At 70.3% G+C, this 26,969-nt stretch carries 26 protein-coding genes; 19 read left to right on the top strand and 7 right to left on the bottom strand.

Annotation, left to right across the window (positions count from 1 at the left end; all coding sequences use genetic code 11):
• The first annotated feature begins 33 nt into the window (after positions 1-33).
• The 7 genes from QN163_07475 (at position 34) to QN163_07445 (ending at position 8,248) form a co-directional block, all read left to right on the top strand.
• Entirely contained in the window at positions 34-843 is an 810-nt protein-coding gene (locus tag QN163_07475; GenBank protein MDR5683848.1) for an SAM-dependent chlorinase/fluorinase, read from the top strand.
• Positions 844-926: 83 nt separating this feature from the next.
• Positions 927-2,300: a S41 family peptidase gene (locus QN163_07470; GenBank protein MDR5683847.1), complete on the top strand. Its 1,374-nt coding sequence runs from the start codon at positions 927-929 to the stop codon at positions 2,298-2,300.
• Between the two features lie 96 nt (positions 2,301-2,396).
• Complete coding sequence (locus QN163_07465; GenBank protein MDR5683846.1) at positions 2,397-3,794, top strand: TldD/PmbA family protein; 1,398 nt, start codon at positions 2,397-2,399, stop codon at positions 3,792-3,794.
• Positions 3,791-5,107: a TldD/PmbA family protein gene (locus tag QN163_07460; GenBank protein ID MDR5683845.1), complete on the top strand. Its 1,317-nt coding sequence runs from the start codon at positions 3,791-3,793 to the stop codon at positions 5,105-5,107. The genes QN163_07465 and QN163_07460 overlap by 4 nt, the downstream gene beginning before the upstream one ends.
• A gap of 2 nt (positions 5,108-5,109) precedes the next feature.
• Complete coding sequence (locus tag QN163_07455) at positions 5,110-6,297, top strand: acyl-CoA dehydrogenase family protein (protein MDR5683844.1); 1,188 nt, start codon at positions 5,110-5,112, stop codon at positions 6,295-6,297.
• A 47-nt stretch (positions 6,298-6,344) separates the two neighbouring features.
• Entirely contained in the window at positions 6,345-6,767 is a 423-nt protein-coding gene (locus QN163_07450; GenBank protein ID MDR5683843.1) for a nucleoside 2-deoxyribosyltransferase, read from the top strand.
• Positions 6,768-6,883: 116 nt separating this feature from the next.
• The gene (locus QN163_07445) at positions 6,884-8,248 is read left to right on the top strand and encodes a TrpB-like pyridoxal phosphate-dependent enzyme (protein MDR5683842.1); all 1,365 of its coding nucleotides are present in this window, start codon (positions 6,884-6,886) and stop codon (positions 8,246-8,248) included.
• 24 nt (positions 8,249-8,272) lie between these two features.
• Here the strand turns inward: QN163_07445 and QN163_07440 are convergent, their stop codons facing one another.
• Both QN163_07440 and QN163_07435 read right to left on the bottom strand, forming a co-directional pair.
• Positions 8,273-9,421: an aminotransferase class V-fold PLP-dependent enzyme gene (locus tag QN163_07440; GenBank protein ID MDR5683841.1), complete on the bottom strand. Its 1,149-nt coding sequence runs from the start codon at positions 9,419-9,421 to the stop codon at positions 8,273-8,275.
• Entirely contained in the window at positions 9,418-10,239 is an 822-nt protein-coding gene (locus tag QN163_07435) for a tryptophan 2,3-dioxygenase family protein (GenBank protein ID MDR5683840.1), read from the bottom strand. Before QN163_07435 ends, QN163_07440 begins: the two co-directional genes overlap by 4 nt.
• Before the next feature lie 120 nt (positions 10,240-10,359).
• Here QN163_07435 and QN163_07430 point away from each other — a divergent pair, with 120 nt between their 5' ends.
• On the top strand, positions 10,360-11,151 hold the full coding sequence (locus tag QN163_07430) for a creatininase family protein (protein MDR5683839.1): 792 nt from the start codon (positions 10,360-10,362) through the stop codon (positions 11,149-11,151).
• Between the two features lie 12 nt (positions 11,152-11,163).
• On the opposite strand, the gene QN163_07425 is transcribed toward QN163_07430, so the two are convergent.
• From QN163_07425 to QN163_07410, 4 genes are all read right to left on the bottom strand, one after another.
• Positions 11,164-13,278, bottom strand: a complete 2,115-nt coding sequence (locus tag QN163_07425) for an FAD-dependent monooxygenase (GenBank protein MDR5683838.1) — start codon at positions 13,276-13,278, stop codon at positions 11,164-11,166.
• A complete protein-coding gene (locus QN163_07420) occupies positions 13,275-14,123 on the bottom strand; it encodes an LLM class flavin-dependent oxidoreductase (protein MDR5683837.1) in 849 nt (282 codons plus the stop codon). Before QN163_07420 ends, QN163_07425 begins: the two co-directional genes overlap by 4 nt.
• Before the next feature lie 76 nt (positions 14,124-14,199).
• Positions 14,200-15,756 (bottom strand): benzoate-CoA ligase family protein, encoded by a 1,557-nt coding sequence (locus QN163_07415; GenBank protein ID MDR5683836.1) that lies wholly within the window; start codon positions 15,754-15,756, stop codon positions 14,200-14,202.
• Between the two features lie 10 nt (positions 15,757-15,766).
• Complete coding sequence (locus QN163_07410) at positions 15,767-16,543, bottom strand: SDR family oxidoreductase (GenBank protein MDR5683835.1); 777 nt, start codon at positions 16,541-16,543, stop codon at positions 15,767-15,769.
• Positions 16,544-16,646: 103 nt separating this feature from the next.
• Here QN163_07410 and QN163_07405 point away from each other — a divergent pair, with 103 nt between their 5' ends.
• From QN163_07405 to QN163_07360, 10 genes are all read left to right on the top strand, one after another.
• Positions 16,647-17,138 carry a MarR family transcriptional regulator gene (locus QN163_07405; protein ID MDR5683834.1) on the top strand — a complete coding sequence of 164 codons (492 nt, stop codon included), beginning with the start codon at positions 16,647-16,649 and terminating at the stop codon, positions 17,136-17,138.
• A 5-nt stretch (positions 17,139-17,143) separates the two neighbouring features.
• Complete coding sequence (locus QN163_07400) at positions 17,144-17,953, top strand: enoyl-CoA hydratase family protein (protein MDR5683833.1); 810 nt, start codon at positions 17,144-17,146, stop codon at positions 17,951-17,953.
• 23 nt (positions 17,954-17,976) lie between these two features.
• Positions 17,977-19,140 (top strand): acyl-CoA dehydrogenase family protein, encoded by a 1,164-nt coding sequence (locus QN163_07395; GenBank protein MDR5683832.1) that lies wholly within the window; start codon positions 17,977-17,979, stop codon positions 19,138-19,140.
• Positions 19,140-20,762, top strand: coding sequence for an AMP-binding protein (locus QN163_07390; protein MDR5683831.1), 1,623 nt, complete (start codon positions 19,140-19,142; stop codon positions 20,760-20,762). Before QN163_07395 ends, QN163_07390 begins: the two co-directional genes overlap by 1 nt.
• Positions 20,759-21,193: a RidA family protein gene (locus QN163_07385; protein ID MDR5683830.1), complete on the top strand. Its 435-nt coding sequence runs from the start codon at positions 20,759-20,761 to the stop codon at positions 21,191-21,193. Before QN163_07390 ends, QN163_07385 begins: the two co-directional genes overlap by 4 nt.
• Positions 21,190-22,362 carry an ABC transporter substrate-binding protein gene (locus QN163_07380; GenBank protein MDR5683829.1) on the top strand — a complete coding sequence of 391 codons (1,173 nt, stop codon included), beginning with the start codon at positions 21,190-21,192 and terminating at the stop codon, positions 22,360-22,362. The genes QN163_07385 and QN163_07380 overlap by 4 nt, the downstream gene beginning before the upstream one ends.
• A 69-nt stretch (positions 22,363-22,431) precedes the next feature.
• Positions 22,432-23,352: a branched-chain amino acid ABC transporter permease gene (locus QN163_07375; GenBank protein MDR5683828.1), complete on the top strand. Its 921-nt coding sequence runs from the start codon at positions 22,432-22,434 to the stop codon at positions 23,350-23,352.
• 13 nt (positions 23,353-23,365) lie between these two features.
• On the top strand, positions 23,366-24,355 hold the full coding sequence (locus QN163_07370; protein MDR5683827.1) for a branched-chain amino acid ABC transporter permease: 990 nt from the start codon (positions 23,366-23,368) through the stop codon (positions 24,353-24,355).
• Positions 24,352-25,095, top strand: a complete 744-nt coding sequence (locus tag QN163_07365) for an ABC transporter ATP-binding protein (GenBank protein MDR5683826.1) — start codon at positions 24,352-24,354, stop codon at positions 25,093-25,095. Before QN163_07370 ends, QN163_07365 begins: the two co-directional genes overlap by 4 nt.
• On the top strand, positions 25,095-25,799 hold the full coding sequence (locus QN163_07360; protein MDR5683825.1) for an ABC transporter ATP-binding protein: 705 nt from the start codon (positions 25,095-25,097) through the stop codon (positions 25,797-25,799). The genes QN163_07365 and QN163_07360 overlap by 1 nt, the downstream gene beginning before the upstream one ends.
• A 17-nt stretch (positions 25,800-25,816) precedes the next feature.
• On the opposite strand, the gene QN163_07355 is transcribed toward QN163_07360, so the two are convergent.
• Entirely contained in the window at positions 25,817-26,203 is a 387-nt protein-coding gene (locus QN163_07355) for a hypothetical protein (GenBank protein ID MDR5683824.1), read from the bottom strand.
• A gap of 89 nt (positions 26,204-26,292) precedes the next feature.
• Here QN163_07355 and QN163_07350 point away from each other — a divergent pair, with 89 nt between their 5' ends.
• Positions 26,293-26,964 (top strand): metal-dependent transcriptional regulator, encoded by a 672-nt coding sequence (locus QN163_07350; protein MDR5683823.1) that lies wholly within the window; start codon positions 26,293-26,295, stop codon positions 26,962-26,964.
• The last annotated feature ends 5 nt before the right edge of the window (positions 26,965-26,969 follow it).

Genomic DNA, 26,969 nt, shown 5'->3' with positions numbered 1-26,969 from the left:
CCCGAAAGCCCACCGCTCCGTCCACGCGGCACGATGCGGATCGTCACGCTGCTCACCGACTTCGGCGCCGACAGCGCCTACCCGGCGCAGATGCGGGGCGTGATCCTCGCCCCCGCGCCGGGGTCCGGCCTGCGGGTGGTCGACATCACCCACGGCATCCGACGGCACGACGTACGCCACGGCGCATACGCCCTGTACGCGGCATCCGGTGCTTTCCCCGCGGGGACGGTGCACGTGGCGGTCGTCGACCCCGGCGTGGGGACCGAGCGTCGCGCGCTGGCCGTACGCTCCGGGGGGTTCTTGTTCGTGGGCCCGGACAACGGGCTGCTGATGCTTGCTGCGCGGGCCGCCGGCTCACCCCGGGCGCGCGAGATCATGCACCCGGACCTGCGCCGACCCGAGGTCTGCGCGACCTTCCACGGACGTGACATCTTCGCGGTCTGCGCGCGCTGGCTGGCGTTGGGGTTCCCGTTCGACGCCGTGGGCCCGGAGGTCGGAGATCCGGTGGACCGGCTCTGGGGTCCGCCCCGCCTGGTCGGTGAGGAGATCGCCGGCGAGGTCATCGCCGCGGATCCGTTCGGCAACCTCGCGACCAACATCCCCGCCCAGTGGATCCGCGGTCTGCCGGGCTTCGTGGACGTTCGGATCGAGGGAAGGACGCACCGCGCGCGGGTGGTGGACACCTACGGTCAGGCGGAGGTGGGGGCCCTGCTCGTCCTTTCCGGCAGCGACGGCCTGGTTGAGATCGCCGTGCGCGAGGGCAGCGCGGCGGTGCGCCTCGGTGCGGGCCCCGGCGCGGACGTCCGCATCTCGCCTGCGCCCGAGCACGCGCCGATTCCATGACACGCGGCGCAAGCGGCCGCGCTCACCACAGCGTTACAATCGCATAGGAAGTTAGGGGCGCCAGCCCCCGAGGAGGAGGAGCCGTGCACCGTGTCCGTGCTCGCAGGGCCCTTGCCGCGCTGATTCTCTCGCTGGCGATCGTGACCAGCGTCCCCACGGGGCTGGGTGGCATCCGACCCGCAGCGGCCGCGGACGCCTCGTTGGTCTTCGCGGTCCTCGACCTGCTCAAGAACGAGCACGTCGATCGGCCCGACCCGGTCCGCCTTCTGGCGGCGGCGTTGGGCGGGCTTCGGCAGGCGCTGTCCAGGGCCGGCGTCACGGCCACGCTGCCCGACCTGGCGGCGACGGACGAGGTCGGTGCGCGGGTCGAGTTCCAGGCGCGGTTCGATCAAGCGCTGGCGGTCGCGGCCGGGCGTGTCACCCAGACCCAGCTCCAGTACGCCGCCGCGCAGGCGATGGCCGCGAGCATGGGCGATTCGCACACCGGCTTCATCACGCCCGAGCGCCTCGCCGAGCGCCGCCGCCAGCAGCAGAACCAGGCGGGGTTCACGGGGATCGGGATCCTGCTGATGCCGCGCGCCGGCCGCTTCTACATCAAGCTGGTGTTCCCGGGCACGCCGGCCGAGCGGTCGGGGCTGAGGCCGTTCGACCGGATCGTCGCGATCGACGGGCAGAGCACGGAGGGCATGACGACGGAGGACGTCTCCAACCGCATCCGCGGGCCGCAGGGCACACCGGTGACGGTTGTCGTGCAGCGCCCCGGGCAGCCGACGCCGCTGTCGTTCCTGATCGTGCGCGAGCCGATCGTCGTCCCGGCCGTCGAGCATCGGATGCTCGAAGGCGGCATCGGCTACATACGGTTCGGGCAGTTCACGCAGGGGTCGGCGAACCTGGTGCGCCGTGCGATTGAGGACCTGCAGGCGCAGGGCATGCGGGGTATGCTGCTGGACCTGCGTTCCAACCCCGGAGGGTTCGTGGCGGAGCTGAACCGGGTCGCCGACATGCTCTTGCCGGCGGGGCTGCCCATCTACACCATGGACAGCCGCCGCGACGGACGGCAGACGCAGGTGACCCGTACTGGTCCGGTGCTCCACCAGATTACGCCCCTGGTGGTCCTGGTGGACGACGGGACGGCGTCTGCCAGCGAACTGCTGGCTGCAGCTCTGCAGGAGCACGGCCGCGGGACGCTCGTCGGGACGCGGACGGCCGGGGCGGTGCTGGTCAGCATCACCTTCCCGCTGCCGGGCGGCGCCGGGTTGAGCGTCGCCATCGCGCGCATGACAACCTCGCGCGGCGTGGTGCTGGAAGGCAACGGGCTGCGCCCCGACGTCGAAGTCGAGCTCACCCTCGAGGATCTCGATCGCGGCGTGGACTCGCAGCTCGCGCGCGGGCGCGACGAACTCGCGCGCCGGTTGGCGCAGGCTGGACGGCCGCTTGTGACGACCGGCGTCCACTAGCCCGCATCGCCGCGGCGAAGCGCAACGACAGGATTTCCGTACGCCCCGGAGAATCCTCTTCGCTGCCGCCGCCCGCGACCGACCCAGGGAGGCATCGTGCTCGACGAAGCGCTCGTTTCCGATATCCTCACGCTCGCGCGCGCCCGAGGGGTCGACTTCGCCGAGCTGTACGTCGAGCGGTCGCGCCGTCGCGCGATGCGCGTCCTCAACGGCGGCGTCCAGGAGGCCACCAGCGGGATCGAGTACGGTGCGGGTTTGCGGCTGTTCTACGGGACTGACGTCGTCTACGCGTACACGAACGACCTCACCGCACCGGGCCTGCTCGAGGTGGCCGAGGACCTCACGCGCCTGCGGGGAGAGGCGGGTCGGGTCGATGCCCGCGGCCGGGGTGGGCTGGATTTCCGACGCCACGCGCCGCGCGGCCTGCACGCCCCGTCGGTTCCGTTCGACGAGCATCCGAAGTCCTACCGCCTGGAACGCCTGCGGGAAGCCGACGCTGCCGCCCGCGTGGCGCCCGAGGTGCGCGACGTCGAGTGTTCGCTGCTGGAGTGGGATCAGGAGGTGCTGGTCTGCAACTCCGAGGGTGGCTGGGCCGAGGACCGGAGGGTGCGTACCCGCCTCGTTGTGACCACGATCGCCCAGCGCAACGGCGACGTGCAGACCGGATTTGCCGCACCGGGTCTGAGCGTCGGCTTGGAACTGTTCGATTGTTGCCCCCCGGCCGAAGTGGGCCGGAAGGCGGGCGAACAGGCGATGACGCTGCTGCGCGCCAAGCGGGCCCCGGCCGGGGCGATGCCCGTGGTGATCGGCAACGCCTTCGGCGGGGTGATCTTCCACGAGGCGCTGGGTCACCTGCTGGAGACGACGTCCGTCGCGAAGAAGGCTTCGGTGCTGACCGACAGGCTCGGCGAACAGGTCGCCAGTTCCGTTGTCACGTACATCGATGACGGCACGACGCCGCACGGCTGGGGCAGCAGCGAGATCGACGACGAGGGCATGGCCACGCAGCGCACCGTGCTGATCGAGAGCGGCGTGCTCCGCAGCTACATGGTGGACCGCTGGGGCGCGCTCGTGACCGGGTACGCGCCGACCGGGTCGGGCCGGCGGCAGGACTACACGGTGGCGCCGACATCGCGGATGCGCAACACGTTCATCGCGCCCGGCACCACGCCGGTCGAGGCGCTGTTCGAGGGCATCGAGTTCGGGCTGTACGCCAAGGACATGGGCGGCGGGCAGGTCAAGCCGGGATCGGGGGAGTACAACTTCGCGGTGCGCGAAGGCTACGTCATCCGCCGGGGGCGCGTGGAAGAGCCGGTGCGTGGGGCGATGCTCGTGGGCAAGGGCCCGGAATCCATCCGGAGGGTCGTCGCGGTGTCCTCTGACCTAAAGACCGCACCGGGGATGTGCGGGAGCCTGTCGGGCGCGGTTCCGGTCGAGGTGGGCCAACCCCACCTGCTCGTCTCCGAGATCGTAGTCGGCGGAGAGGCGCGATGACGCTCGACGAAGCCCGCCGCTACGTGCTCGAGCGCGCGCGGCGCAGGGGCATCCAGGCGGAAGTCCTGGGGCTGCGGGACCGGGAGCTCACGCTGCGCGCCCACGGCGGAAGGCTCGAACAGCTCACGCGCGCGACGCAGGCGGGCGTGGGCATCCGGGTGGTCGTGCGCGAGCGCGTCGGGTACGCGTACAGCGAGCACCTCAGCCCGGAGGCGCTGGACTGGGTGCTGCAGGAAGCCGAGGAGAACGCCGCGCTGCAGCACGAGGCCGTCGGATTCCTGCCCGAGGGCACCGACCTGGGCGAATGGGGTCGCCTGGGGCAAAGCTTTGACGCTTCGATGGAGCGCAAGCAGCAGGCCACCCTCGACATGGAGGCGGGCCTGCGGGCCGATCCGCGCACGCACCGGGTTCCGGCGGCGATCTACACCGAGCGCGAACGCGAGGTCAGCCTGGGCTCCACCGAGGGTGCGGCCGGCCGGTACCGCACCGGCGTGGCCGGAATCGGCGCGACGGTGGTGATGCGGGAAGGCGACAGCATAAAGCAGTCCGCCGACATGGACTGGTCGGTGCGATTCGACGCGCTGGATCCCGGCCGCACCTCGCTGCGGCTGGTGGAGCGCACCGCGCGCCTGCTCGACGCGCGGCCGTTGAGGACAGGGCGCTACGTCGCCTACTTCGAGCCCAAGGCCTTTGCGCAGCTGTTGTGGGCGTTCTGGCCCCTGTGGAGCGGCAAGGCGGTGGTGGAGGGCAAGAGCCGACTGGTCGGCAGGCTGGGCGAGAGGATCGCCTCGGAGCTCGTGACCCTGGTGGACGACCCCACGCTGCCGGAGGGTCTGGCCAGCCGGCCGTTCGACGCGGAGGGGACTTCGGCCCGCCCGGTGGTCCTGGTCGAGCGGGGCGTCCTGTGCAGCTACCTCACGAACTCACAGACCGCCCACGCGCTGGAACACCCGAACACGGGGCACGCCTCGCGCGGCTACCGAGGGGTGTTGGGAGTGGCACCGACGAACCTCTACGTGAAGCCGGCAGACGGACTGCGCCGGGAGCGCGGCGTCGTCGTCACCGAGCTGATGGGGGTCCACGCCGGCGCCAACCCCATCACCGGTGAGTTCTCGGTGCAGGGCCTGGGGTTGTGGGTCGACGGCGGTGAGGTCGTCCACGCGGTGGAGGACTTTGCCATCGCCGGGGACTTTTTGGCGTTGCTGGAGAGGGTCGGCGCGGTGGGCACCGACCTCGACTGGTGGTTCGCCGGTACCGCGTTCGGAGCTCCGACGGTCGAGGTCGGCGACCTGTCGTTCGCAGGAGGGGAGTGACGGTGCAGGAGGTCGGCACGGTCAACAAGGTCAGTCCGACGGATTTCTACGTCACGGAAGATCTGCTCACGGACGTGCAGCGGGCGGCGCGCGACACCGTCCGACGGTTCGTCGACCGCGAGGTGATCCCGCGGATCGGGCGCTGGTGGCTGGACGGCATCTTCCCGATGGAACTGGTGCCCAGGCTCGGCGAGCTGGGGGTGTACGGCGCGAACCTGCCGGCGGAGTACGAGTGCGCGGGCTTGGACAACATCGCCTACGGGCTGCTGATGCAGGAACTGGAGCGGGGGGACAGCGGCATCCGGTCCTTCGCCAGCGTCCAGGGTGCGCTCGTCATGTACCCGATCTACGCGTACGGCAGCGAAGAGCAAAGGCGCCACTACCTGCCGCGGCTGGCGCGGGGCGAGCTGATCGGGTGCTTCGGCCTGACCGAGCCGACCGCCGGCAGCGACCCCGCCGCGATGAACACGCGTGCGCGCAAGACGTCGCGCGGCTGGGCGATCACGGGCACCAAGATGTGGATCACCAGCGGGTCGATCGCGCACGTGGCCATCGTGTGGGCCAAGGACGAGACCGACACCGTCCGCGGGTTCATCGTGCCGACCGACACCCCGGGCTTTGCGGCCCACGAAATCCACACGAAGGCTTCGATGCGCGCGTCGGTGACCTCCGAACTGGTGCTGGAAGACGTCGAAGTTCCCGACGACCACGCGCTGCCCGAGGGCGTTGGCCTGGGCAAGGCCCTGGGGTGCCTGACCCAGGCGCGGTACGGGATCGCGTGGGGCGCGATCGGGGCAGCGGTGGCGTGCTTCGAGGAGGCGCTGGCCTACGCCGGGGAACGGATCGCGTTCGGCCGGCCGATCGCGGCGACGCAGATCATCCAGGAGCGCCTGGTGGACATGCTCACCCGCATCACCGCCTCGCAGCTCCTCGCGCACCGGTTGGGCCAGCTCAAGGATGCCGGGCGGATGCGCTACACGCAGGTCTCGCTGGCCAAGCGCCACAACGTGCGCGCCGCCCTGGAGGTGGCGCGACAGGCCCGCTTGATCCTCGGCGGGTACGGCATCACGGTCGAGTACCACGCCATGCGCCACGCCGCCAACCTGGAGTCCGTCGACACCTACGAGGGGACATACGACATCCACACTCTGATCGTCGGCCGCGAGATCACGGGCCACGACGCCTTCTGAGCGACGGATCGAGGTCGACGGCAGCGGCTCGTCGATTCCCAGCTGCGATGCGCGTGTACTTCTGTGGGGCCATACGAGGTGGCCGGCGGTTGCAGCCGCGCTACGCGCGGATCGTCTCGTGGCTGCAGCAGCGCGGCCACCAGGTGCTGACCGCGCACGTCGGGCGGGCGGACGTCCTGGAACACGAGCGGGCCACACGCAAAAACGACCGGGCGATCTACGAGGGCGACATGGCCTGGATCGAACAGGCCGACGTGGTGATCGCGGAGGTCACCGTTCCCTCGATCGGCGTGGGGATGGAGATCATGCGCGCCCAGATGCTGGGCAAGCGGGTCGTGTGCCTGTGCGAGGCCGGTGCGGACGTCTCGGCGCTCGTGGCCGGAAACCCCCATGTCGAGCTGTGGCGGTACCGCGACGAGGACGAGCTCTTGCGGATCCTCGACCGCCTGGTCTCCTCGGCGGGTGGCTGACCCGCAGCCCGGCGCAGGCTGGCTCGCTTGCGGCCCGGCTGTCCGGCCGGCGGACCGGGCCAGGATTCGATCGGCCGCGTGGAGAAGGACTGCCCATTTCCCCCAGGAGGCCGGCCATGGCAGACGTGACGAGGGTGGTGCTGCCCCAAAGCGAGGTTCCGCGCGCGTGGTACAACATCGTTCCGGACCTCCCCAGTCCGCCTCCGCCGGTGCTGCACCCAGGGACGAAGCAACCGGTGGGCCCCGACGACCTGGCGCCGCTGTTCCCCATGGATATCATCCTGCAGGAGGTGTCCTCCGAGCGTTGGGTGGAGATCCCACAGCCCGTGCGCGACATCTACGGCCTGTACCGACCCACGCCCCTATACCGGGCGCGGCAGCTGGAGCAGGCGCTGGATACGCCCGCCCGCATCTACTACAAGTACGAGGGTGTGAGCCCGCCCGGCAGCCACAAGCCGAACACCGCGGTCGCCCAAGCCTACTACGCCAAGGCCAGCGGCGCCCGCCGGCTCACGACCGAGACCGGGGCCGGCCAGTGGGGGTCGGCGCTGGCGTGGGCATGCCGGATGTTCGGGCTGGAGTGCACCGTCTACATGGTGCGCGTCTCCTACGAGCAGAAACCCTACCGGCGCATCCTCATGGAGACCTGGGGCGCGGAGGTGCTGCCCAGCCCCAGCCCCCGCACCCACGCGGGCCGGGGGATCCTCGAGCGCGACCCGCAGTCTCCGGGTAGCCTGGGGATCGCGATCAGCGAGGCGGTCGAGGACGCGGCCACCCATGACGACGCGAAGTACTCGCTGGGCAGCGTGCTCAACCACGTCTTGATGCACCAGACCGTCATCGGGCTGGAGGCCAGGCGGCAGATGGAACTCTTCGACGACTACCCGGACGTCGTGGTCGGCTGCATCGGTGGGGGGAGCAACTTCGCCGGCCTGTCCTTTCCGTTCGTCGCCGACAAGTTGGCGGGCCGACAGACCCGCATCGTCGCGGTCGAACCGACGGCTTGCCCGACGCTCACCAAGGGCGCCTACCTCTACGACTTCGGCGACACCGCGCAGACCACCCCGCTGGTCAAGATGTACACCCTGGGGCACACGTTCGTCCCCGCGCCCATCCACGCGGGTGGCCTGCGCTACCACGGGGACGCACCGCTGGTGTGCATGCTGTACGACCGAGGCGTGATCGAGGCGTACGCCTATCCCCAGAACCCGGTTTTCGAGGCCGCGATGCTGTTCGCGCGGACCGAAGGCATCGTGGCCGGCCCCGAGCCGGCGCACGCGATCCGCTACGTCGTCGACGAGGCAATCCGGTGCCGCGAGGCAGGCGAGTCGAAGGCGATCCTGTTCAACCTCAGCGGGCACGGACACTTCGACCTGGCGGCGTACGAGCAGTACCTCGCGGGCAAGCTGCCGGACTTCGAGTACCCGGAAGAGGAGGTGCGCCGGGCGATGGCTGAGCTGGCTCCGCTCCAGCCCGCATAGAGTGCTCCCCGGCAGGCGGGGCAATCACGCGGAGCGGCGTGCGAACTCCCGCAGCACGTCGAACGCGTGGTCGATTTCCTCGTCGGCGGTGTAGAAGTGTCCGGAGATGCGGATGCCGGCTCTGGGCCGGTGGTCGACGAGGACGTTGCGTCGCGCCAGTTCCCGGGTCGCCGCCTCGGCTCCGGGGAAGTCGACGACGACGAGGCCACCCCTGGCTGATGCCTCGCGGGGTGTGTTCACGCGCAGTCCGTACTCGTCCGCCAGGTCGATGATCCGTTGGGTGAAGCGCACAGACTTCTGCCGGATCGCCTCGGCACCCACTTCCAGCACGATCTCCAGCCCGGCCCGCGCCGCGAACAGGCCCGGGATCCCGGGCGTGCCGGTCGCAAAGCGCATGGCGTCGGCGGCGAACTCCATGCGCAGGTCGAATGCGAACGGATCGCGGTGGCTGAACCATCCCACCATCCGGGGCCGCACGGAGGCCAACCGGTCCGACTGCACGTACAGCCAGGCGGCGCCGGGCCCTCCGCACAGCCACTTGTGCGAACCCCCCAGTACGGCGTCCGCGCCCCACGCCCGCACATCCACGGGCACGCAGCCGACGGTCTGATAGGCGTCCACGATCGACCACGCCCCGTGGCGGTGCGCGATCTGAGTGATTGCTGCCACGTCCTGCAGGGCGCCCGACCGGAAGATCCCGTGGTCGACGACCACCGCCAGCGTCCGGTCGTCAACCGCATCCTCCCAGGCTTCCAGGGGAATCGTGATGCCGTCGGGGCTGGGGATGCGGTGGAGGCGCAGCCCCAGGTCTTCGTGCATCTGCAGGGCATAGAGCAGGGTGGGGAAGTTCAGGTCGGTGGCGACCACCTTCGTGCGACCGCCCGGCTGCACGAGGCCGCTGAGCAAAATGCCGAACAGGGTCGAGACGTTCTGGTGCAGCGCGACGGTGCCCGCAGGCGCACCGATCAGCGTGCCGATCCGGTCTGCGTGCTCGCGCACGTAGGGCTCCCACCGTTCCCACGCCGCCACGCCCTGCTCGCTCCACTCCCTGCCGTAGCGGGCCAGCCAGTCGGTCGCCGAACGCGGCATCGCACCCATCGAGTGCGACACCAAATAGGTGGTGTGCGCGAGGATGGGGAACTCGCTCCGCCAGCGCAGCAGGGAATCGGTCATGCGTCACGCTCCACGAACGTCCTGGTTTCCCACAGCAGCGGGAAGAACTTCTTCGAGAGGGTCTCGTGCAGGTATCCGACCCCGGTGAAGTACGCCGGCTCGTCGGAGGCCTGCTCGCCGATCGTCTTCTGCACGTCGGCCTGTCCGGTCCCGGGACGCGCTCCGATCATGCGCTCGACCATCAGGACGTGGCGGCGCCGCCACAGCGCGAACATCTCGTCGTAGGCGATCATCGCTTCGGACAGCTCGTACAGATCCGCAAGCGACGGATCCTTGTGGATCCGGATGAGCGTCTGACGGATCTGCGCGTCGTCGTCGGTCGGAAGCCCGCGGCCGCGCAGCAACTCGATGAACGCGTCCCAGACGGTCGGTTCTCCCAGCCGCCGCCGCAGCGCCGCCAGGTCTTCGGGCTCCCGCTCGAAGCTTGCGAGGTAGCGCGGGTCCTTGGCTCCCGACAGGAACTCGATCTCGCGGAACTGCCGGCTCTGGAACCCGCTGGCGGGCTTGAGCTGCGAGCGGAACTCCAGAAAGTCCCACGGGCGCATCGTCTCGATGACGTCGAACCCGACGAGCAGCGCGCGGGCGATCTCCGTGGCCCGCCGCAGCAGGCGGGCGGCGGTCGGGAGGTCGCCGCGCACCAGCGCGCCCCGCACGCTCTCGAGCTCGAAGATCATCAGCCGGAACCAGAGTTCGAACACCTGGTGGACGACGATGAACTGCAGCTCGTCGTGCGCGTCGCTCAGGCGCTGCTGCAGACGCAGCAGCTCTGCGGTGCGGATGTACCTGCCGTACGTAAGGGGCTTGGCCGGCGCCTGCATGGCGGATGCCTCCCGTGAGAGTCCGGACGCTGCGGGCCCTCGCTCCTCGATAGTACCCCCGCCCCCGCGCCATCGCCAGGTTTGGCGGACCCCTGCGCCGCCTTCGACTACAATCGGGACATGGAGTTCGCCGACCTGCGCTGGCCGGACGTCGACGCGCTCCTGCGTAGCGGGCGGGCGCCGGTCTTGCTCCTCCCGCTCGGCGCGGTCGAGCCGCACGGGCCGCACGCGCCGCTGTCCACCGACCTGCTGATCTCCGTGGGGACGTGCCGCCGCGCCGCCGATCGCCTCGCCGACGATCCCGACGTACGGCTGTTGGTGTTGCCGCCCGTCCCCTACGGTGTGACACGGTACGCGGCGGGCTTTTCCGGTGCGGTCGGGTTTTCCGAGCAGACGCTGCACGGCGTGCTCGTGGGGATCTGCACATCCCTGCTGGGGCAGGGCTTCCGGTACGTCGTCGTCGTCAACAACCACTTCGAGCCCGAGCACGTACGGACGATCCACCGAGCCCTGGACGAGGTCGAGTCCACCACGGGTTGCGTCGTCGGGTTCTGCGACCTGACCCGCAGCGCCCGAGCGCGCCGACTGACCGAAGAGTTCCGCAGCGGTGCCTGCCACGGAGGCCAGTACGAGACGTCGCTGGTGCTCGCCGAACGCCCGGATCTGGTCGACGTGCAGACGATGCGGTCGCTGCCGGCCGTACCCGTCAGCCTCGTCGAGGCGATCGGTCGCGGCGTGCGCGAGTTCCGGGCGATGGGCCTGGACCGGGCCTACTGTGGATCGCCGGCACACGCGACCGCCGAAGAAGGGGAAGCCACCTTCGCGATCCTTGCCGAGATGCTCGTCGAGACGGTCCGCGCGCTCACGCGGGGGACCGGCGGCCGGGACCGGCCCGGCCGCTTCGGCGGCTAGCCTTATCCGCCCCTAGTCCCACGGCTCCAGGACGCACAGATCGGCGCGGCCGGAGGCCACCAGCGTGTTGACGTCGCCGATCGAGGCCAGGCCGCCCGCGACGAGCACCGCGACACCGACCCCGTTGCGTACCGCGTCGGCGAAGGGCACCAAAAAGCCCGGCCCATAGGTCGGGTCGTCGTCGGAGACCGTCTGGCCGGCGGTGACCTCGACCAGATCGCATCCGGCGTCCCTGAACGCCTGGGCGATCGCCAGCGCGTCGGCCTCGCCGATGCCGCGGCGCGCTCGGTCCGACGCGGGCAGGGCCACCCCCACGGGCCCCGACCACTCCCCGCGCACCGCGGCGAACACCTCGAGCGGAAACCGCAGACGGTTCTCGAGCGTCCCGCCGTAGGCGTCGGTGCGCCGGTTCGTCAGGGGAGACAGGAAACTCGCCAGCAGGTAGCCGCATCCGAAGTGCAGGTGCAGCAGGTCGAAGCCGGCCTCGCGCGCCATCCGGGCAGCCCGCACGTAGGCCGCCCGCACCGCGTCCATGTCCGCTTCGGTCATCTCCTTGGGGACGGGGCTTTCGGGCAGGTACGGGACGGGGCTGGGCGCCAGCAGGGTCCAGGGTTGGCGGAGGGGGACGTCCACACCGAAGCGGCGCGGCCGCGTGGCGCCCCGGCGCCCGGCGTGTCCGAGGACCGCGCCCACCCTCGCCCCCTCCGCGTGCACCGCCCCGACTATGGCTGCCCAACCCGCCGCGTGCTCCGGTCGGTACAGCCCGGCGTCTTCGGGCGTGATGCGCCCTTCGGGCAGGACCGCGACGATCTCGGTCAGCACCAGCCCCGCCCCCCTCGAGGCGAGTCGGGCCAGCGCATCCCGGTGCGAACTGGCTGGCACGCCGTCGGTCGCGCCGCACGCGGCCGCCGGTCGCAGGACGACGCGGTTGTCCAGGCGCAGCCCGCACACGGTGAAGGGGAGGTGGGCGGGCGGGGGCGGCAGGCGCAGCCGGTCCCGTTCGCGCGCGAGGTGCCCGTCGACGCGGTCGACGAACGCCGGGTCGCGTAGCCGCAGATCGTCGTAAGAGATGCGGCCGCTTCGGGTGAGCAGGTGGAACGCGAACCGCATCGGGTCCAGCCGGATCGTGCGGTCCGTGGTCTCGAACGCCCGCTGGCTCTGCGCGGCGGCGCGCTGGAACGCTTCGACGATCGGCCGGCGTTCGCCCTCGTAGGTGCGCAGCGCCGCCTCGACGTCCCGGTGCGCCTCGAAGGCGTTGGCGAGCACGATCGCGTCCTCCATCGCGAGTTTGGTACCGGAACCGATCGAGAAGTGCGCGGTGTGGGCAGCATCGCCCAGCAAGACCACGTTGCCAAAGTGCCAGGCGTGCGCACGAAGGGTGGGGAAGCGGATCCACCGCGAGTTGTTCGACAGCAGTGGCTCCCCGCGCAGCACGTCCCCGAAGATGGCCTCGCATCGGCGCAGCGTCTGCTCTTCGTCGGCTTCCTGCAGGCCTGCCCGACGCCACGTCGTCTCGGCGCACTCGACGATGAACGTGCTCGTGCGGCCGTCGTACGGATAGGCGTGGGCCTGGAACAGCCCCCACTCGGTCGGGCGGAACGCGAACGTGAACGCCCCCAGCGTGCGGCGCGTCCCGAGCCACACGTACCGGGCGCGCCCGTACGCGATCGTCGGCCGGAAGGCGTCCTCGTACCACGAGCGCACGATGCTGTGGACACCGTCGGCGCCCACGAGCACGTCATGCGGCGGCAGGTCGGATGGTTGGGTGACCTCGGCGCGGAAGACGAGCCGCACGCCGAGGTCCGCGCAGCGGCGCTGCAGGATGCCCAGCAGCGCCGTGCGTGCGATGCCCGCGAAGACGTGCCCGCCGCAACGCACCCGCTCGCCGTGGACCCAGACGTCGATCGCGTCCCACAGGACGAACCGGTCGGTGATCTCCCGATAGGTCCGGTAGTCGGCCTCCCGGAACTCGGCGAGCGTGCGATCGCTGAACACCACGCCCCACCCGTAGGTCGCATCGGGCGGGTTACGCTCGAAGACTGTGATCTCGCGGCTGCGGTCGGCCTTCTTCAGCAGCAGGGCGAGGTACAGGCCGGCGGGTCCGCCGCCAACGATGGCGACCCTCAAGGCAGCGCCTCTGCGAGCCGGTCGATCTGGTCGAGGTCTCCCACAGCCGGCAAGAGGACGAGTTCGTCGCACCCCGCCTCGGCGTAGCCTTCCACGAACTGGACAATCCTCTGCGGCGTGGTCAGCAACTGCTCGACGATCTTCTCGACGAACGGGCCGGTGAACGCGTAGTAGTCCCGCATGTAGCGGACGGCCTGCTCGATGGCGTCGTCGCCGAGGGCGAAGTAGCCCTGCCCCCACAGCTGCGGGCGTCCCGGCCGGCCGGCGTCGACCCATGCGGCGCGGGCGGCCTGGGCGGCGCGCGCGAACGCGCGGGGTGGGCCGCCGCCGTGGAAGTAGCCGTCGGCGTAGCGGGCGGCCCGCGCGAAGGCCTCGTCGCTGAACCCACCCACGAGGAACGGCGGCCCCCCGGCTCGGGCGGGCGGAGGACCGATCCTGCCCTCTTCCCAGATCTGCCGCAGCCGGCGCAGCTGCTCGGAAAGCCGCGCGCCCCGTCCGCGGTGGTCGACACCGGCGGCGTCGTAGTCCTCCTCCCGGGCGCCCACCGCCAACCCGACGACCAGCCGCCCGCCCGACAGTTGATCGAGCGAGGCAATCGCCTTCGCCAGCAGGGCAGTGTTGCGCAGCGGTCCGACGAGGATCGCGGTGACCAGCTTCAGACGCTGCGTCGCACCGGCCGCCGCGGCCAGCGCGATCAGCGGATCGTAGCTGTCGTAGGCCAGACGGTCGATCACGCCGAGGCTCGCGAAGGGCCCCTGCTCGGCGCGAAGCGCCCAGCGCATGATCACCTCGCCCCTCACCTCCGGGACGCCGCTGGGGAGCCCGATGCCGATTCGGATGCTCACCCCTCCCCTCCGATGGCTAGGTCCCCGGCCTTGGCGTCTTCTGCGCGCCAGCACGGCCGGTTTGCGAATGCTTCGATCATTCGGTGCTCCGCAGTTGCTTGCGGTCGACCTTGCCCGACGGTGTGCGCGGGAGCGATTCAGCGAAATGGACGTCCCGCGGGAACTTGTGCGGGCTGAGGCGTCCCCGCACGTACGCCTGCAGCTCACGCGCGACCTCCGGCGAGGCGCGCTGTGGCTCCCGCAGTACGACGTACGCGCGCGGCAGGACCAGCCCGCCTTCTGTATAGGGCACGACCGCACACTCGGCGACCAGCGGATGCGTGAGCAGGCAGGCCTCGATCTCCATCGGCGCGACCCAGATGCCGCCCACCTTCATCAGGTCGTCCGCTCGGCCCCGGTACAAGAAGCGGCCGTCTTCGTCCTGCGAGAACAGGTCGCCGGTGCGCACCCAGTTGCCGTGGAAGGTGCGCACGGACTTGCCGCGATCCTTCCAGTACAGCAGCGCCGCGGTCTCGCCCCACACCCACAGCTCCCCGACCTCGCCCGGGGGCAGGGAGGCGCCCTCCGGGTTGCGGACCTCGGCGCGGTATCCGGGACACGGACGCCCGACGCTGCCCGGGAGCACGTCGTCGAGCCGGTTCGAAATGTAGATGTGGTACAGCTCCGACGACCCGATGCCGTCCAGCACCTCGACCCCGAAGGCGGCCTTCCACCGGTGATACAGCTCCGCGGGCAACGCCTCGCCCGCAGAGGTCGCCAAGCGCACGCACGACAGGTCGGCCCGCCCGGCCTGGGCGTGCGCGAGCATCGCGTGGATCATCGTCGGCACCAGCACGAGGATCGTCGGGCGGTGCGCGGCGATCAGCTCGAACATGCGCTCAGGGGTGGAACGCTCCGGGAAGACCACGCCGGATGCGCCCACGCCGAACGGAAACAGCGCCGTGCAGTCGCGGGCGTACCCGAAGAACAGCTTCGGCACCGGCAGCACCACGTCGTCTGGCCTGTAGCGGATCACCTCCTGGGCGTAGTTCCAGAAGCTGAGATAGGGTGCGTAGTGGCAGTGGACGACCGCCTTCGGCCGGCCCGTCGTGCCCGTGGTGAACTTCCACAGGGCGAAGTCGTCCTTGGCCGTGTCCTCCCCGCGCAGCTCATCAGGTGCTTCGGCCACCGCGCGGTCAAAGCTGATCTCGCCCGGACGCAGGTCTTCCACGCCCACCGCCAGGATCCGGCCCCGGAAGTTCGTCTGGCGCGCCGCGTCGCGGATCCGGTCGTGGGTCACGGGATCCGTGACAACCACACGGGGGCGGACGTAGTCCAGGTAGTACGCGTAATCCGCGACGGTCAAAAACGTGTACACCTCGGCGGAGACCGCACCGATCTTCAGCGCCGCGTACCAGGTCGCGACGAACTCTACGCCGTCGGACAGCGCCAGCAGCACCCGGTGTTCGGGTTCGGTGCCCAGTTCCCGCAAGACGTTGCCCACACGGTTGGCCAAGCTCGCCAGCTCGCCGTAGGTCACCCGGCGGGTGCCGCAGACGAGCGCGGTCCGGTCCTGCCGTCCTTCCTCGAGGTGGCGGTCGAGGAAGTAGCGGGTCAGGTTGAAACGCGCGGGCACATCCTCGTAGGTGACCATGTCGCGCTCCCTACGACATTACCGCCCCGCCGTCCAGCACCAACCCCTGTCCGTTGATGCCCCGTGCAGCGTCGCTGCACAGGAACGCCACGAGCGAGGCCACCTCCTCGGCGGTGAACAGGCGCCGCTGGGGGCTGAACCGTTCGAGGATCCTGCGAACCTCCTCGGGCGGGCGTCCGCTGCGGGCGCTGATCCGCTCGATGTTGCGGAAGGTCATGTCGGTGGCCAGATATCCGGGGCACACCGCGTTGGCCGTGATTCCCCGGTCGGTGTACTCGATCGCCACCGACCGGATCAGGCCCAGCAGCGCGTGCTTGGAGGCGGTGTAGGCGGCGGTGTAGCGGGAGGCGGCCTTCGAGGCCACCGAGGCCACCGCGACGATGCGCCCCCAGCCGGCGTCCAGCATGTCGGGCAGCACGGCGCGGATCGCGTAGAAAGCGCCGGTGGCGTTGGTGCGCAGGTGCTCCTCCCAGTCCGCGTCGGTGGTCTCCGAAAACGGCATGCCTCGGGCGATTCCGGCGGCGGCGACCAGCACCGTGACCGGGCCGAGTTCCTCCCGCGTCCGCGCCACCGCTGCTTCGACCTGTCGCCGATCCGTCACGTCGCAGACCACACCGATCGCCCGTCCTCCGCTGGCTTCGACCTCCGCCGCCGCCCGACCGATCTGGTCCGCGCTGCGGGCGGCGAGGGCCACCGCGGCGCCAGCGCGCGCGATCTCTGCCGCGCAGGCCCGGCCCACGCCCCGCCCGCCGCCGGTGACGAATGCCACGCGTCCCCGAAGATCCATCCGCAGTTCGGTGTTTCGCCGGAGCCGCGCGCAGCCCCTGGCGGGCAGGAGGAAATTCCTTTAAGTTCGAGAATCGCAAACTTGAAGCACTCTGAGGGCGGGCGTGGCGGTCTCCGAAGCATCCGACCTGGAAAGCCGCCTCCACACGGACGACCACCGGGCGGTCCGGCTGTGGCTGCGCCTGCTCACGTGCACCAACCTCATCACCGCCGAGATCCGCCGCCGGCTGCGCCGCCGGTTCGGGACCACGCTGCCGCGCTTCGACCTGTTGGCGCAGCTGGAGCGCAACCCCCGCGGGCTGCGCATGGGCGAGCTGTCGCGGCGCATGATGGTCACCACCGGGAACGTGACGGCCCTCGTCGACCGCCTCGAGGCGGAGGGCTGGATCCGACGCCGCGCCGACCCCCAGGACCGGCGCTCCGTCCTCGTGCACCTGACGCCGGCCGGCCGGAGGGCGTTCGCACGCATGGCGCGGACGCACGAGGCGTGGATCGTTGAACTCTTCTCCGACCTGTCAGGGGAGGACATCGAGACGCTGCACGCGCTGCTGGGGCGGCTCAAGCAGAGCGTGCGGAAGAGGGAGGCGGCACATTGAAGGGAGTGCCACTCGCCGACTACCGCGCCCAACACTTCCTGTGGGAGGTGGACGAGGGTGTCGGGACGGTGACGCTGAACCGGCCGGCCCGCAAGAACGCGCTGACCTTCGAGACGTACGGGGAGCTGCGCGACCTGTTCCAGATGCTCGGCCGCGCCGACGACGTGCGGGCCGTGGTTGTGTGCGGAGCCGGCGAGGACTTCTGCTCCGGCGGCGACGTGCACGAGATCATCGGACCTCTGGTGCGCATGGGGGCGCCGGACCTTTTGCGCTTCACGCGCATGACCGGCGCGGTCGTTTGTGCGATGCTGACCTGTCCCCAGGTGATCGTCGCAGCGGTGGACGGGGTCTGCGCCGGAGCGGGAGCGGCGCTGGCGATGGCCGCCGACCTGCGCTTGGGGACGGCGCGCAGCCGCATCGCTTTTCTGTTCAACCGTGTCGGTTTGGCCGGGTGCGACATGGGTGCGTGCGCGCTGCTGCCCCGGATCGTAGGGCAGGGCCGGGCCGCCGAGCTGCTGTACACGGGACGCACGATGGACGGCGAGGAGGCCGCGCGCTGGGGCTTCTTCAACCGGCTGTGCGAGCCCGACGACCTGTTGCCGTCGGTGCGGCGTCTGGCGCGCGAGATCGCCGGCGGTCCGACGTTTGCCCACGCGATGACCAAGCGGATGCTGTACCAGGAGTGGTCGATGGGGCTGGACGAGGCGATCGAGGCCGAAGCCCAGGCGCAGGCCCTGTGCATGAGCACTCAGGACTTCCGGCGCGGCTACGAGGCGTTCGTCCACCGGCAGGCGCCGACCTTCCGCGGGGACTGACGCGCCCCTTGAGGCTTTTGTCGATGCGCCTGCTGGACCTTCCCCTGTTCGAGGACCGCCACCGCGAGCTGGAGCGCGCGCTGGAGCGGTGGTCTTCGGCGCATCTCCGTCCCTTTGAGGAAGCCGACCCGGACGAGGCGTGCCGCGGGCTGGTGCGCGCGATGGGACAGGCAGGATGGCTGCGCCACGCCGTCGCCGGACGGGAGTACGGAGGGGCTGCGGACGAACTGGACGTGCGCGCGATCTGCCTGATCCGACACGTCCTCGCACGGCACCGGGGCCTGGCGGACTTCGCGTTCGCGATGCAGGGGCTGGGATCCGGGCCGATCACGCTGTTCGGCAGCCCCGACCAGAAGCGCCGCTACCTCCCGCGCGTGGCGGAGGGTCAGGCGATCGCGGCGTTCGCTCTGTCGGAGCCCGACGCAGGATCCGACGCCGCGGCGCTGCGATGCCGTGCGGTTCCGCACGGCGAAGGGTACCGGCTGGAGGGGCAGAAGACCTGGATCTCCAACGGCGGCATCGCCGACTTCTACGTCGTCTTCGCCCGGACCGACGACGGGCCGGGGTCCGCGGGGATCACCGCGTTTGTCGTGGACGCGGACGCGCCGGGCTTGGAGATTTCCGAACGCATCGAGGTCATCGCCCCGCACCCCCTGGCGACCCTGACGTTTTCGAGCTGCGAGGTCTGCGGTCGCCAGGTCATCGGCGCGCCGGGCCAGGGCTTCCGGATCGCCATGGCCACGCTGGACGTGTTCCGCTCGTCCGTGGCCGCCGCCGCCGTCGGGTTTGCCGAGCGCGCGCTGCAGGAGGCGGTCGCGCGGGCGACTTCTCGGGTCCTGTTCGGGCAGCGGCTCGCGGACTTCCAGCTCACGCGCGCCCGGCTGGCGGAGATGGCGACGCAGCTGGAGGCTTCCGCACTGCTGACCTACCGCGCCGCATGGATGGCTGATCGCGGCCGGCGCGTCACGCGCGAGGCGGCGATGGCCAAGGCGTTCAGCACGGAGAGCGCCCAACGGATCATCGACGCCGCCGTCCAGATCCACGGCGGCTTGGGCGTCCGGCGGGGCCAGGTCGTGGAGTCACTGTACCGGGAGATCCGCGCCCTGCGCATCTACGAGGGGGCGACCGAGCTGCTGCAGCTGGTGGTCGGCCGCGAGCTCCTGCGGGAACGAGAGGAGGGATCGTGATGGCCGCGACGGCGCACGCGGACACATTCGTGCGGGACAACCTCCCACCGCCCGACGCGTGGCCTCCGCTGGTCTTCGACCTCCCGGAGCTGCGCTACCCCGATCGGTTGAACTGCACGGTCGAACTGCTCGACCGCGGGGCGCGCCGGCATCCCGAAAGGCCCTGCATCCGCGCGCCGGGCGTCGTGTGGACCTACGGGCAGCTGCTGGAGCATTCCAATCGCATCGCGCACGTGCTGGTTCGCGACATGGGCCTGGTGCCGGGCAACCGCGTGCTGCTGCGCTCGGCCAACACCCCGATGCTGGTTGCGGCTTGGTTCGCGGTGCTCCGTGCCGGGGGCGTGGTGGTGGCGACGATGCCGCTGCTGCGTGCCCGCGAACTCGTACCGATCATCGAGAAAGCCCGCATCTCGCACGCCCTGGCGGACGCGCGTCTGTCGGCAGAGCTCGAGGATGCCCGCGCCGCCGCCCCGGTGCTGCGCCGCATCGCCTACTGGGGGGAGGGCGGCGAGCTGGAGCGGCTGGCCGCGACGCATCCGGCAGACTTCGACCCGGTGAACACATCCTCGGACGACCCGGCGCTCGTCGCCTTCACCTCGGGGACCACCGGCGAGCCCAAGGGGTGCGTGCACTTCCACCGGGACGTGCTGGCGATCTGCGACACCTTCGCCGCCCACGTGCTGCGGGCCGATCCGGACGATCTGTTTGCCGGCAGCCCGCCGCTGGCGTTCACCTACGGGCTGGGCGGTCTCGTCGCCTTTCCGATGCGGATCGGCGCGTCGTCGCTGCTGCTGGAGCGCGCCTCTCCCGATCTGCTGCTCGCGGCAGTGGCGGAGTTCGGCGTCCGCGTGCTGTTCACCTCGCCAACCGCCTATCGCGCGCTGGCGGCCCTGTGGCGCCAACACCGCCCGCGACATCTGTACAAGTGCGTCTCGGCTGGCGAGCCGCTGCCGGCGTCGACCCGCAACCAATGGAAGGAAGTCAGCGGCGTCGAGATCATCGACGGCATCGGTTCGACCGAGATGCTGCACATCTTCGTCTCCCACCGAGAAGAAGAAGCCCGCCCCGGAGCCATCGGCAGGGCCGTGCCTGGCTACCAGGCCTGTCTGCTCGACGAACGGGGCGACGTGTTGCCGCCGGGGCGGGTCGGTCGCCTCGCGGTGCGCGGACCCACCGGATGCCGGTACCTGGCGGATGCGCGGCAGCGGCAGTACGTGCAGCACGGCTGGAACGTGACCGGCGACGCATGCTTGCTCGACGAGGACGGGTACTTTCACTTCCAGGCGCGCACCGACGACCTGATCATCTCCGCCGGCTACAACATCGCACCGCCGGAAGTGGAGGACACGCTGCTGGAGCACCCGGCGGTGGCCGAGTGCGGCGTCGCCGGGGTCCCAGACCCCGAACGCGGGCAGGTCGTGAAGGCCTACGTCGTCCTGCGTGCGGACTTCGAACCATCGGAAGACCTCCGCCAGGAACTGCAGGGGTTTGTCAAGCGGCGGATCGCCCCGTACAAGTACCCGCGGGCGATCGAGTTCTGCTCCGAACTCCCGCGCACGCTGACGGGCAAGCTGCAGCGTCACGTGCTGCGTGAGCGCGAGGCCGGGGAGGTGCGGCCGTGACGGTGCCCGGCGACGCTTGGGCGATCGTCCAGCCGCCGGGGTGGCCCCGGCCGCAGGGGTACGCCCACGGGATTGTGGCCTCCGGTCGTCTGGTCTTCTTGGCCGGCATGCTCGGTTGGAACCGCGAGGGCCAGTTCGAGACCGATGACTTCGTCGGGCAGGTCGACCGCGCGCTGCGCAACGTCGTCGAGCTGCTGGCGGCCGCGGGCGCGCGAGCGGACCACTTGGTGCGCCTCACGTGGTACATCACCAATCGGGAGGAGTACCTGCGCAGCCTGCCGGCGCTGGGTGCCGTCTACCGCGAGGTCATCGGCCGCCACTACCCGGCGATGTCGGTCGTGGAGGTCTCCGCTCTGGTCGAACCGCGCGCAAAGGTGGAGATCGAGGCTACGGCAGTCATTCCCACACCGGAAGGGGGGACACAACGATGATCGGCTGCAGGATCGCTTACCTCGTCGTTGCGTTGCTGGTGGTGGCGGCGCTGCCCGTCGGCGCGCAGCCGCGCGCCGTCAAGATCGGGTTCGTGAGCACCCTGTCCGGAGGCGGCGCGGCGCTGGGGATCGACGTGCGCGACGGCTTCAACCTCGCGCTGCGGCACCTCGGCAACCGGCTCGGCGGGCTGGGCGTGGAGGTCGTGGTCGCTGACGACGAGCAGAACCCCGAGGTCGCGCGCACCGCGGTGGACCGCATGCTGCGGCGCGACCGCGTCGACTTCGTCACCGGGATCATCTTCTCGAATGTGCTGCTGGCGGTCGGGGAGATGGTGTTCGCGAACCAGACCTTCTACATCAGCCCCAACGCAGGGCCGTCGGAGTACGCCGGCGAGCAGTGCAACCCATTCTTCGTCAACGTCGCCTGGCAGAACGACAACCTGCACGAGGCCATGGGACACCACGCGCAGCTGCGCGGGTACGAGACCGCCTTCATCCTCGCGCCGAACTACCCGGCCGGGCGCGACGCGCTCAACGGATTCAAGCGCTTTTACAAGGGGCGCGTGGTGAGCGAGGTGTACACGCGGCTGGGCCAGCTGGACTACTCGGCGGAGATCGCACAGATCCGTGCCGCCCGCCCCAGGGCCGTGTACGCCTTCTACCCGGGTGCGATGGGGGTGAACTTCAATAAGCAGTACGCGGAGGCTGGGCTGATGCGGGAGATCCCGCTGCTGCTGCCCGGATTTTCGGCCGACGCCGACATCATCCGCGCGGTGGGGCGGCCGATGGTGGGGGTGTTCAACAGCTCGCACTGGGCGTTGGAGATCTTCAACCCCATCAACCGCCGGTTCGTCGAAGACTTCCGTCGCACCTACAACCGGGTGCCGGCGCTCTATGCGGCACAGGGATACGACGCGGCGCTTGCCCTCGACCACGCTCTGCGGGCCGTCGGGGGCGACCTGGGCCGCAGGGCGGACATTCGGCGCGCGATCCTGGCGGGCTTCGACACCACCCGCGGACGCGTCCGGTTCAACCGCAACGGGTATCCGATCCAGGACTACTACCTGCGGCAGGTCGAAGAGCAGACCAACGGCGAGATCGTCAATCGGTTGCGCGGCACGATCTTCCGCAACCACGGCGACGCCTACGTCGGCCGCTGTCGCCTGTAGGAGGCGCCCGTCCGGTCGGAGGACGCCGCGGAGCGGTGTCTGTTCCCGCGCGAGGCGACCATGTCGGACATCCCACTGTCGTTGGTCGTGGAGCAGCTGCTCAACGGGCTGCAGTTCGGCCTGATGCTGTTCCTGCTCGCCGCCGGTCTCACGCTGGTCCTGGGCATCATGGATGTCGTGAACCTAGCGCACGGCTCGCTGTACATGATCGGGGCGTACCTGGCGGCCACCTTCATCGGCGTCACCGGATCCTTCTGGGTCGGCGCGGCGCTGGCGGTCGCGGCCACCGCGGTCGTCGGGACGCTGCTGGAGGTCTCGGTGCTGCGACGGCTGTACGCCCGCGACCACCTCACGCAGGTGCTGGCGACGTTCGCTCTGATCTTGATCTTCAACGAGGGCGTGCGGATCGTCTGGGGTCCGCACGCCCTGCTGCTGTCGGTCCCCTCGGAGCTGGCCCAGCCGGTGCGGGTGTTGCCGGACTTGGGATACTCCGCCTACCGCCTGACGATCATCGGTGCGGGCCTGGGGCTGGCCGTCGCGTTGTTCTTGCTGATCCACCGGACGCGCATCGGGATGTGGGTGCGGGCCGGCGCATCGAACCGCGCGATGGCGCAGGCGATGGGGGTGCCGATCCGGCAGGTCTTCACCGTGGTGTTCGCCGCGGGCGCCGCCCTGTGCGCGGTGGCCGGCGCTCTTTTGGGACCGATCCTCGCGGTTCAGGTCGGCATGGGCGAGAGCATCCTGATCCTGGCGTTCGTCGTCGTCGTCATCGGGGGCATCGGATCGATCAAGGGCGCGCTGCTGGGTGCGATCGTCGTGGGCACGGTGGACACGGCCGGCCGGGCGTTCCTCCCGATGCTGCTGGTGCGGCTGGCGTCGCCCGAAGTGGCGTCGAACCTCGGCCCGGCGCTGGCGTCGATCCTCATCTACCTCCTCATGGCGATCGTGCTGTTCTTCCGACCGCAGGGGTTGTTCCCGGTGCGGATCTAGCTCGGAGTGGGCGGTGGCCGCGGACGAGCACACCCGATCGGTGACGGCCAGCCCCGATGTCGCCGCGCGGGCGCCGGGGTCGGCGTGGCCCAAGGCGGCGCTGGGCGTCTTGCCCGCGGCCCTGGTCGCGCTGTTTCCGCCGGCGGCCGTCGCCTGGGGCCTGGAGTTCTACATGGGCCTGGTCACGAAGGCGATGGTGTTCGCCTTGGCCGCCAGCGGCCTGAATCTCGTCCTGGGCTTCGGCGGCCTGGTGAGCTTCGGGCATGCGACCTACTTCGGTCTGGGGGCGTACACCGTGGCCGTCCTCGCTCGCGAAGGCACGACGTCGGCGTGGGTGGTATGGCCGACCGCGGTGCTCGTGGCGGCAGCGGTGGCGACGGCGGTCGCTGCGATCTGTCTGCGCACGCGAGGTCTGTACTTCATCATGATCACGCTCGCGTTCGCGCAGATGTTCTACTACGGCGTGATCTCTTTCAAACAGTACGGCGGCGAGGACGGGCTGCGCGCGCCGCGGACGGACTTCGGGCTCCCGCTGGGCGACGTGGAGGTCTACTACTTGGTTTTGGCCGTCTTGGTGGTCTGCCTGTGGTTGCTGTGGAGGATCGTGCACGCCCGTTTCGGGCGGGCGCTGCAGGCGATCCGGGACAACGAGTCCCGGGCGACGGCGATCGGCTTTTCCGCCTATCCGTACCAGCTGGTCGCCTTCGCGGTCTCGGGCGCGATCACCGGGCTGGCGGGCGTGCTGATGGTCCACTACACGCAGTATGCGTCTCCGTACATGCTGAGCTGGCCGCAGTCCGGCCACCTCATGCTGATGGTGATCCTCGGAGGGGTGGGCAGGTTCTGGGGCGGCGTGTTGGGAGCCGCGGCGATGGTGGCGCTGGAGGAGGTGTTCCACAGCGTCACGATCCACTGGCAACTGGGGGTGGGTGCAGTACTGCTCGCGGTCGTATTGCTCGCGCCGCGTGGGATCGCGGGCATCCTGGAAGGGCGGCCCCGGTGAGCCTGCTGGAAGTCCGCGGTCTCAGCAAGCGCTTCGGTGGGGTGGTTGCCCTGTGGCGGTGCGACCTGGACGTCGCACCCGGCGAGGTCCACGCGCTCATCGGTCCCAACGGCGCCGGCAAGACGACGTTCATCAACCTGGTCGCGGGTGTCGTGCCGCCGACGGAGGGCAGGATCGCGTTCGCCGGCGACGACGTCACCCGCCTGCCCGCGCACCGGCGCACGCTGCTGGGGATCGCCCGCACGTTCCAGGTCACCAACCTGTTCTGGGGCTACACCGTCGTGGACAACCTCGCCCTCGCGGTCCAGGCGCGGACGGGGAGCTCGTTTGGCTTCTGGCACCCCGTGTACCGCGAGCGGGACCTCGAAGACGAGGCAGCCGCGTTCGCACGGCAGGTCGGCCTCGCAGACCGCCTGCACGTGCCGGTGCAGGCGCTGTCCCACGGGGAGCAGCGCCAGGTCGAGGTGGCCCTGGCGCTGGCCTGCCGTCCCAAGCTGCTGCTGCTGGACGAGCCGACCTCCGGCATGAGTCTGGAGGAGTCGCGGCGCATGCTGGAGTTGATCCGAGACCTGAAAAAGCAGGTCACGATCCTGCTCGTCGAACACGACATGGATGTCGTCTTCGGCGCGGCGGACCGGATCTCGGTGCTGGTGGACGGCCGGGTCCTGGCTTCCGGTCGGCCCGACGAGGTCCGCGCCAACCCCGAGGTGCACCGCGCGTACCTGGGGGAGGCGGTTTGATGCTGCTAAGCGTGGAAGGCCTGCAGACGTTTTACGGGAACAGCCAGGTGCTTTTCGGCGTCGACCTCGCCGTCGAGGACGGGAAGGTCGTGACGCTGCTGGGCCGCAACGGCATGGGCAAGACGACCACCGTCCGCTCGATCACCGGTCTGGTGCCCCCGCGCGCCGGTCGGGTGGAGTTCCGCGGCCGCGCGATCGCGGGCTGGCCGCCGGAGCGGATCGCAGCCCTGGGGGTTGCCCTCGTGCCGGAGGGACGCCAGGTCTTCCCCAACCTGACCGTGCGGGAGAACCTCGTCGCGTTCGCCGCCAACCGCAACGGCAGCGCCCACCCGTGGACGCTGGACCGGGTCGTGGACCTGTTCCCTCGTCTGGGCCAGCGGCTGAACCGCTACGGCGACCAGCTGTCGGGCGGCGAGCAGCAGATGCTCGCGATCGGCAGGGCCCTGATGACGAACCCACATCTGTTGATCCTCGACGAGGCCACCGAGGGGCTGGCTCCGATGCTGCGCGAGGAGATCTGGCGCTGCCTGCGCCGCCTGAACGAAGGCGGCCAGGCGATCCTGCTCATTGACAAGTACGTCCACCGCCTGCTCGACTTGGCCCACCACCACTTCGTGCTCGAGCGCGGCCGCGTCGTCTGGCAGGGCTCTTCAGAAGAGCTGCGCGCGGCCCCAGACGTCTGGCGGCGGTACCTTAGCGTGTGACCCGGGGCGCTGTCCTCCTACAGCGCCAGGACGTGGTCGGCCCGGATCCCCAGCACCTGGAGTCGGCGCTGTGCGGCCGGCGCGCACTCCTCCGGGACGACCAGGTGGAACTCTCCGCCCGCGGCGTCGGCGTACTGCCGGAACAGACGCCACTGCGATGCGGTTTCCGGCAGGTCGAGGGTGTCGCAGGTCTCCGCCTCGACCACGACCAGTTTATTGCGCGCGTCGCGGCAAGTGAGGTCTGGCCGGGAGGGTTCGGATCCGGCGATGTGGATCGAACGCGGCGGCCGTATGCCCGGCACGTCCGCGAAGATGCGCGCGTATCCGTGCGACTCGTACCAGTTGCGCGCGGCGCGGATCAGGTTTGCGTGGCGCTGGAAGGAGGCAAGTTTCCGGTGGGCCACTGCGGCTCTCTCTGCCCTCGGCGCATCCCGGCGTCGTCCGCCTGCGGGCCGCCGTGGTCCTATGTTATCGTTTGGGCTGGGGGTCGGGCATGGTGACCACGCACGACATCGCCAAGACCGAACGCACCGAGATGTACCTCAAGGCGGTGTTTGCGATCCAGCAGAGCGCACCGCCTCCGACGGTCTCGAAGGTCGCGGAGTTCATGGGCGTCTCCGTGCCGTCGGCGTCCGAGATGCTCAAGCGGCTGGAGCAGCAGAGGTTCGTTCGCCCCACCGAAGAGGGCGTGGCCCTGACGCCCGAGGGCTACGACGTCGCCGTGCGCGTCGTGCGCCGCCTGCGCCTGGCCGAACGCCTGCTCACCGACGTCCTCGGGCTTGCTCTGGACAGGGTGTACGACGAGGCGTGCAAGATGGAGCACGTCATCAGCCCGGAGGTGGAAGCACGCCTGGAGGCCGTCCTGGGTTCGCCCACCCACTGCCCCCACGGCCAGCCGATCCCGTGCCGCGACGGCCGCATCGACTCGCTTCCCGAGGCGAGCCTCGCCGATCTGCGCGCGGGGGAGCGCGGCAGGGTCCGCAGCATCCCGGAAGAGAACGCCGAACTCGTGCGCTACCTCGGCTCGCTCGGCCTGGTGCCCGGTGCCGAACTGCTCGTCGAGGAGGTGGCACCCTTCAACGGGCCCATCTTCTTCCAGACGAACGGCCACCGCAGGGCCATCGGCCCGGAGGCGGCCTCCCGTGTCCGCGTGAGTCGGCTCTGAGCTCG

The organism is Armatimonadota bacterium (genome assembly GCA_031432545.1).
GTDB lineage: Bacteria > Sysuimicrobiota > Sysuimicrobiia > Sysuimicrobiales > Sysuimicrobiaceae > Caldifonticola > Caldifonticola tengchongensis.
The sequence above is the reverse complement of the archived record's forward strand: the minus strand, read 5'-3'. Positions and strand labels throughout refer to the sequence as shown.

What these genes read in the sequence shown, in the direction of transcription:
- QN163_07475 (MDR5683848.1), top strand. Translation starts at nt 34, where the DNA reads ATGCGGATCGTCACGCTGCTCACCGACTTCGGCGCCGACAGCGCCTAC.
- QN163_07460 (MDR5683845.1), top strand. Translation starts at nt 3,791, where the DNA reads ATGACGCTCGACGAAGCCCGCCGCTACGTGCTCGAGCGCGCGCGGCGC.
- QN163_07450 (MDR5683843.1), top strand. Translation starts at nt 6,345, where the DNA reads ATGCGCGTGTACTTCTGTGGGGCCATACGAGGTGGCCGGCGGTTGCAG.
- QN163_07445 (MDR5683842.1), top strand. Translation starts at nt 6,884, where the DNA reads ATGGCAGACGTGACGAGGGTGGTGCTGCCCCAAAGCGAGGTTCCGCGC.
- QN163_07440 (MDR5683841.1), bottom strand. Translation starts at nt 9,421, where the DNA reads ATGACCGATTCCCTGCTGCGCTGGCGGAGCGAGTTCCCCATCCTCGCG.
- QN163_07435 (MDR5683840.1), bottom strand. Translation starts at nt 10,239, where the DNA reads ATGCAGGCGCCGGCCAAGCCCCTTACGTACGGCAGGTACATCCGCACC.
- QN163_07430 (MDR5683839.1), top strand. Translation starts at nt 10,360, where the DNA reads ATGGAGTTCGCCGACCTGCGCTGGCCGGACGTCGACGCGCTCCTGCGT.
- QN163_07415 (MDR5683836.1), bottom strand. Translation starts at nt 15,756, where the DNA reads ATGGTCACCTACGAGGATGTGCCCGCGCGTTTCAACCTGACCCGCTAC.
- QN163_07410 (MDR5683835.1), bottom strand. Translation starts at nt 16,543, where the DNA reads ATGGATCTTCGGGGACGCGTGGCATTCGTCACCGGCGGCGGGCGGGGC.
- QN163_07395 (MDR5683832.1), top strand. Translation starts at nt 17,977, where the DNA reads ATGCGCCTGCTGGACCTTCCCCTGTTCGAGGACCGCCACCGCGAGCTG.
- QN163_07390 (MDR5683831.1), top strand. Translation starts at nt 19,140, where the DNA reads ATGGCCGCGACGGCGCACGCGGACACATTCGTGCGGGACAACCTCCCA.
- QN163_07380 (MDR5683829.1), top strand. Translation starts at nt 21,190, where the DNA reads ATGATCGGCTGCAGGATCGCTTACCTCGTCGTTGCGTTGCTGGTGGTG.
- QN163_07360 (MDR5683825.1), top strand. Translation starts at nt 25,095, where the DNA reads ATGCTGCTAAGCGTGGAAGGCCTGCAGACGTTTTACGGGAACAGCCAG.
- QN163_07350 (MDR5683823.1), top strand. Translation starts at nt 26,293, where the DNA reads ATGGTGACCACGCACGACATCGCCAAGACCGAACGCACCGAGATGTAC.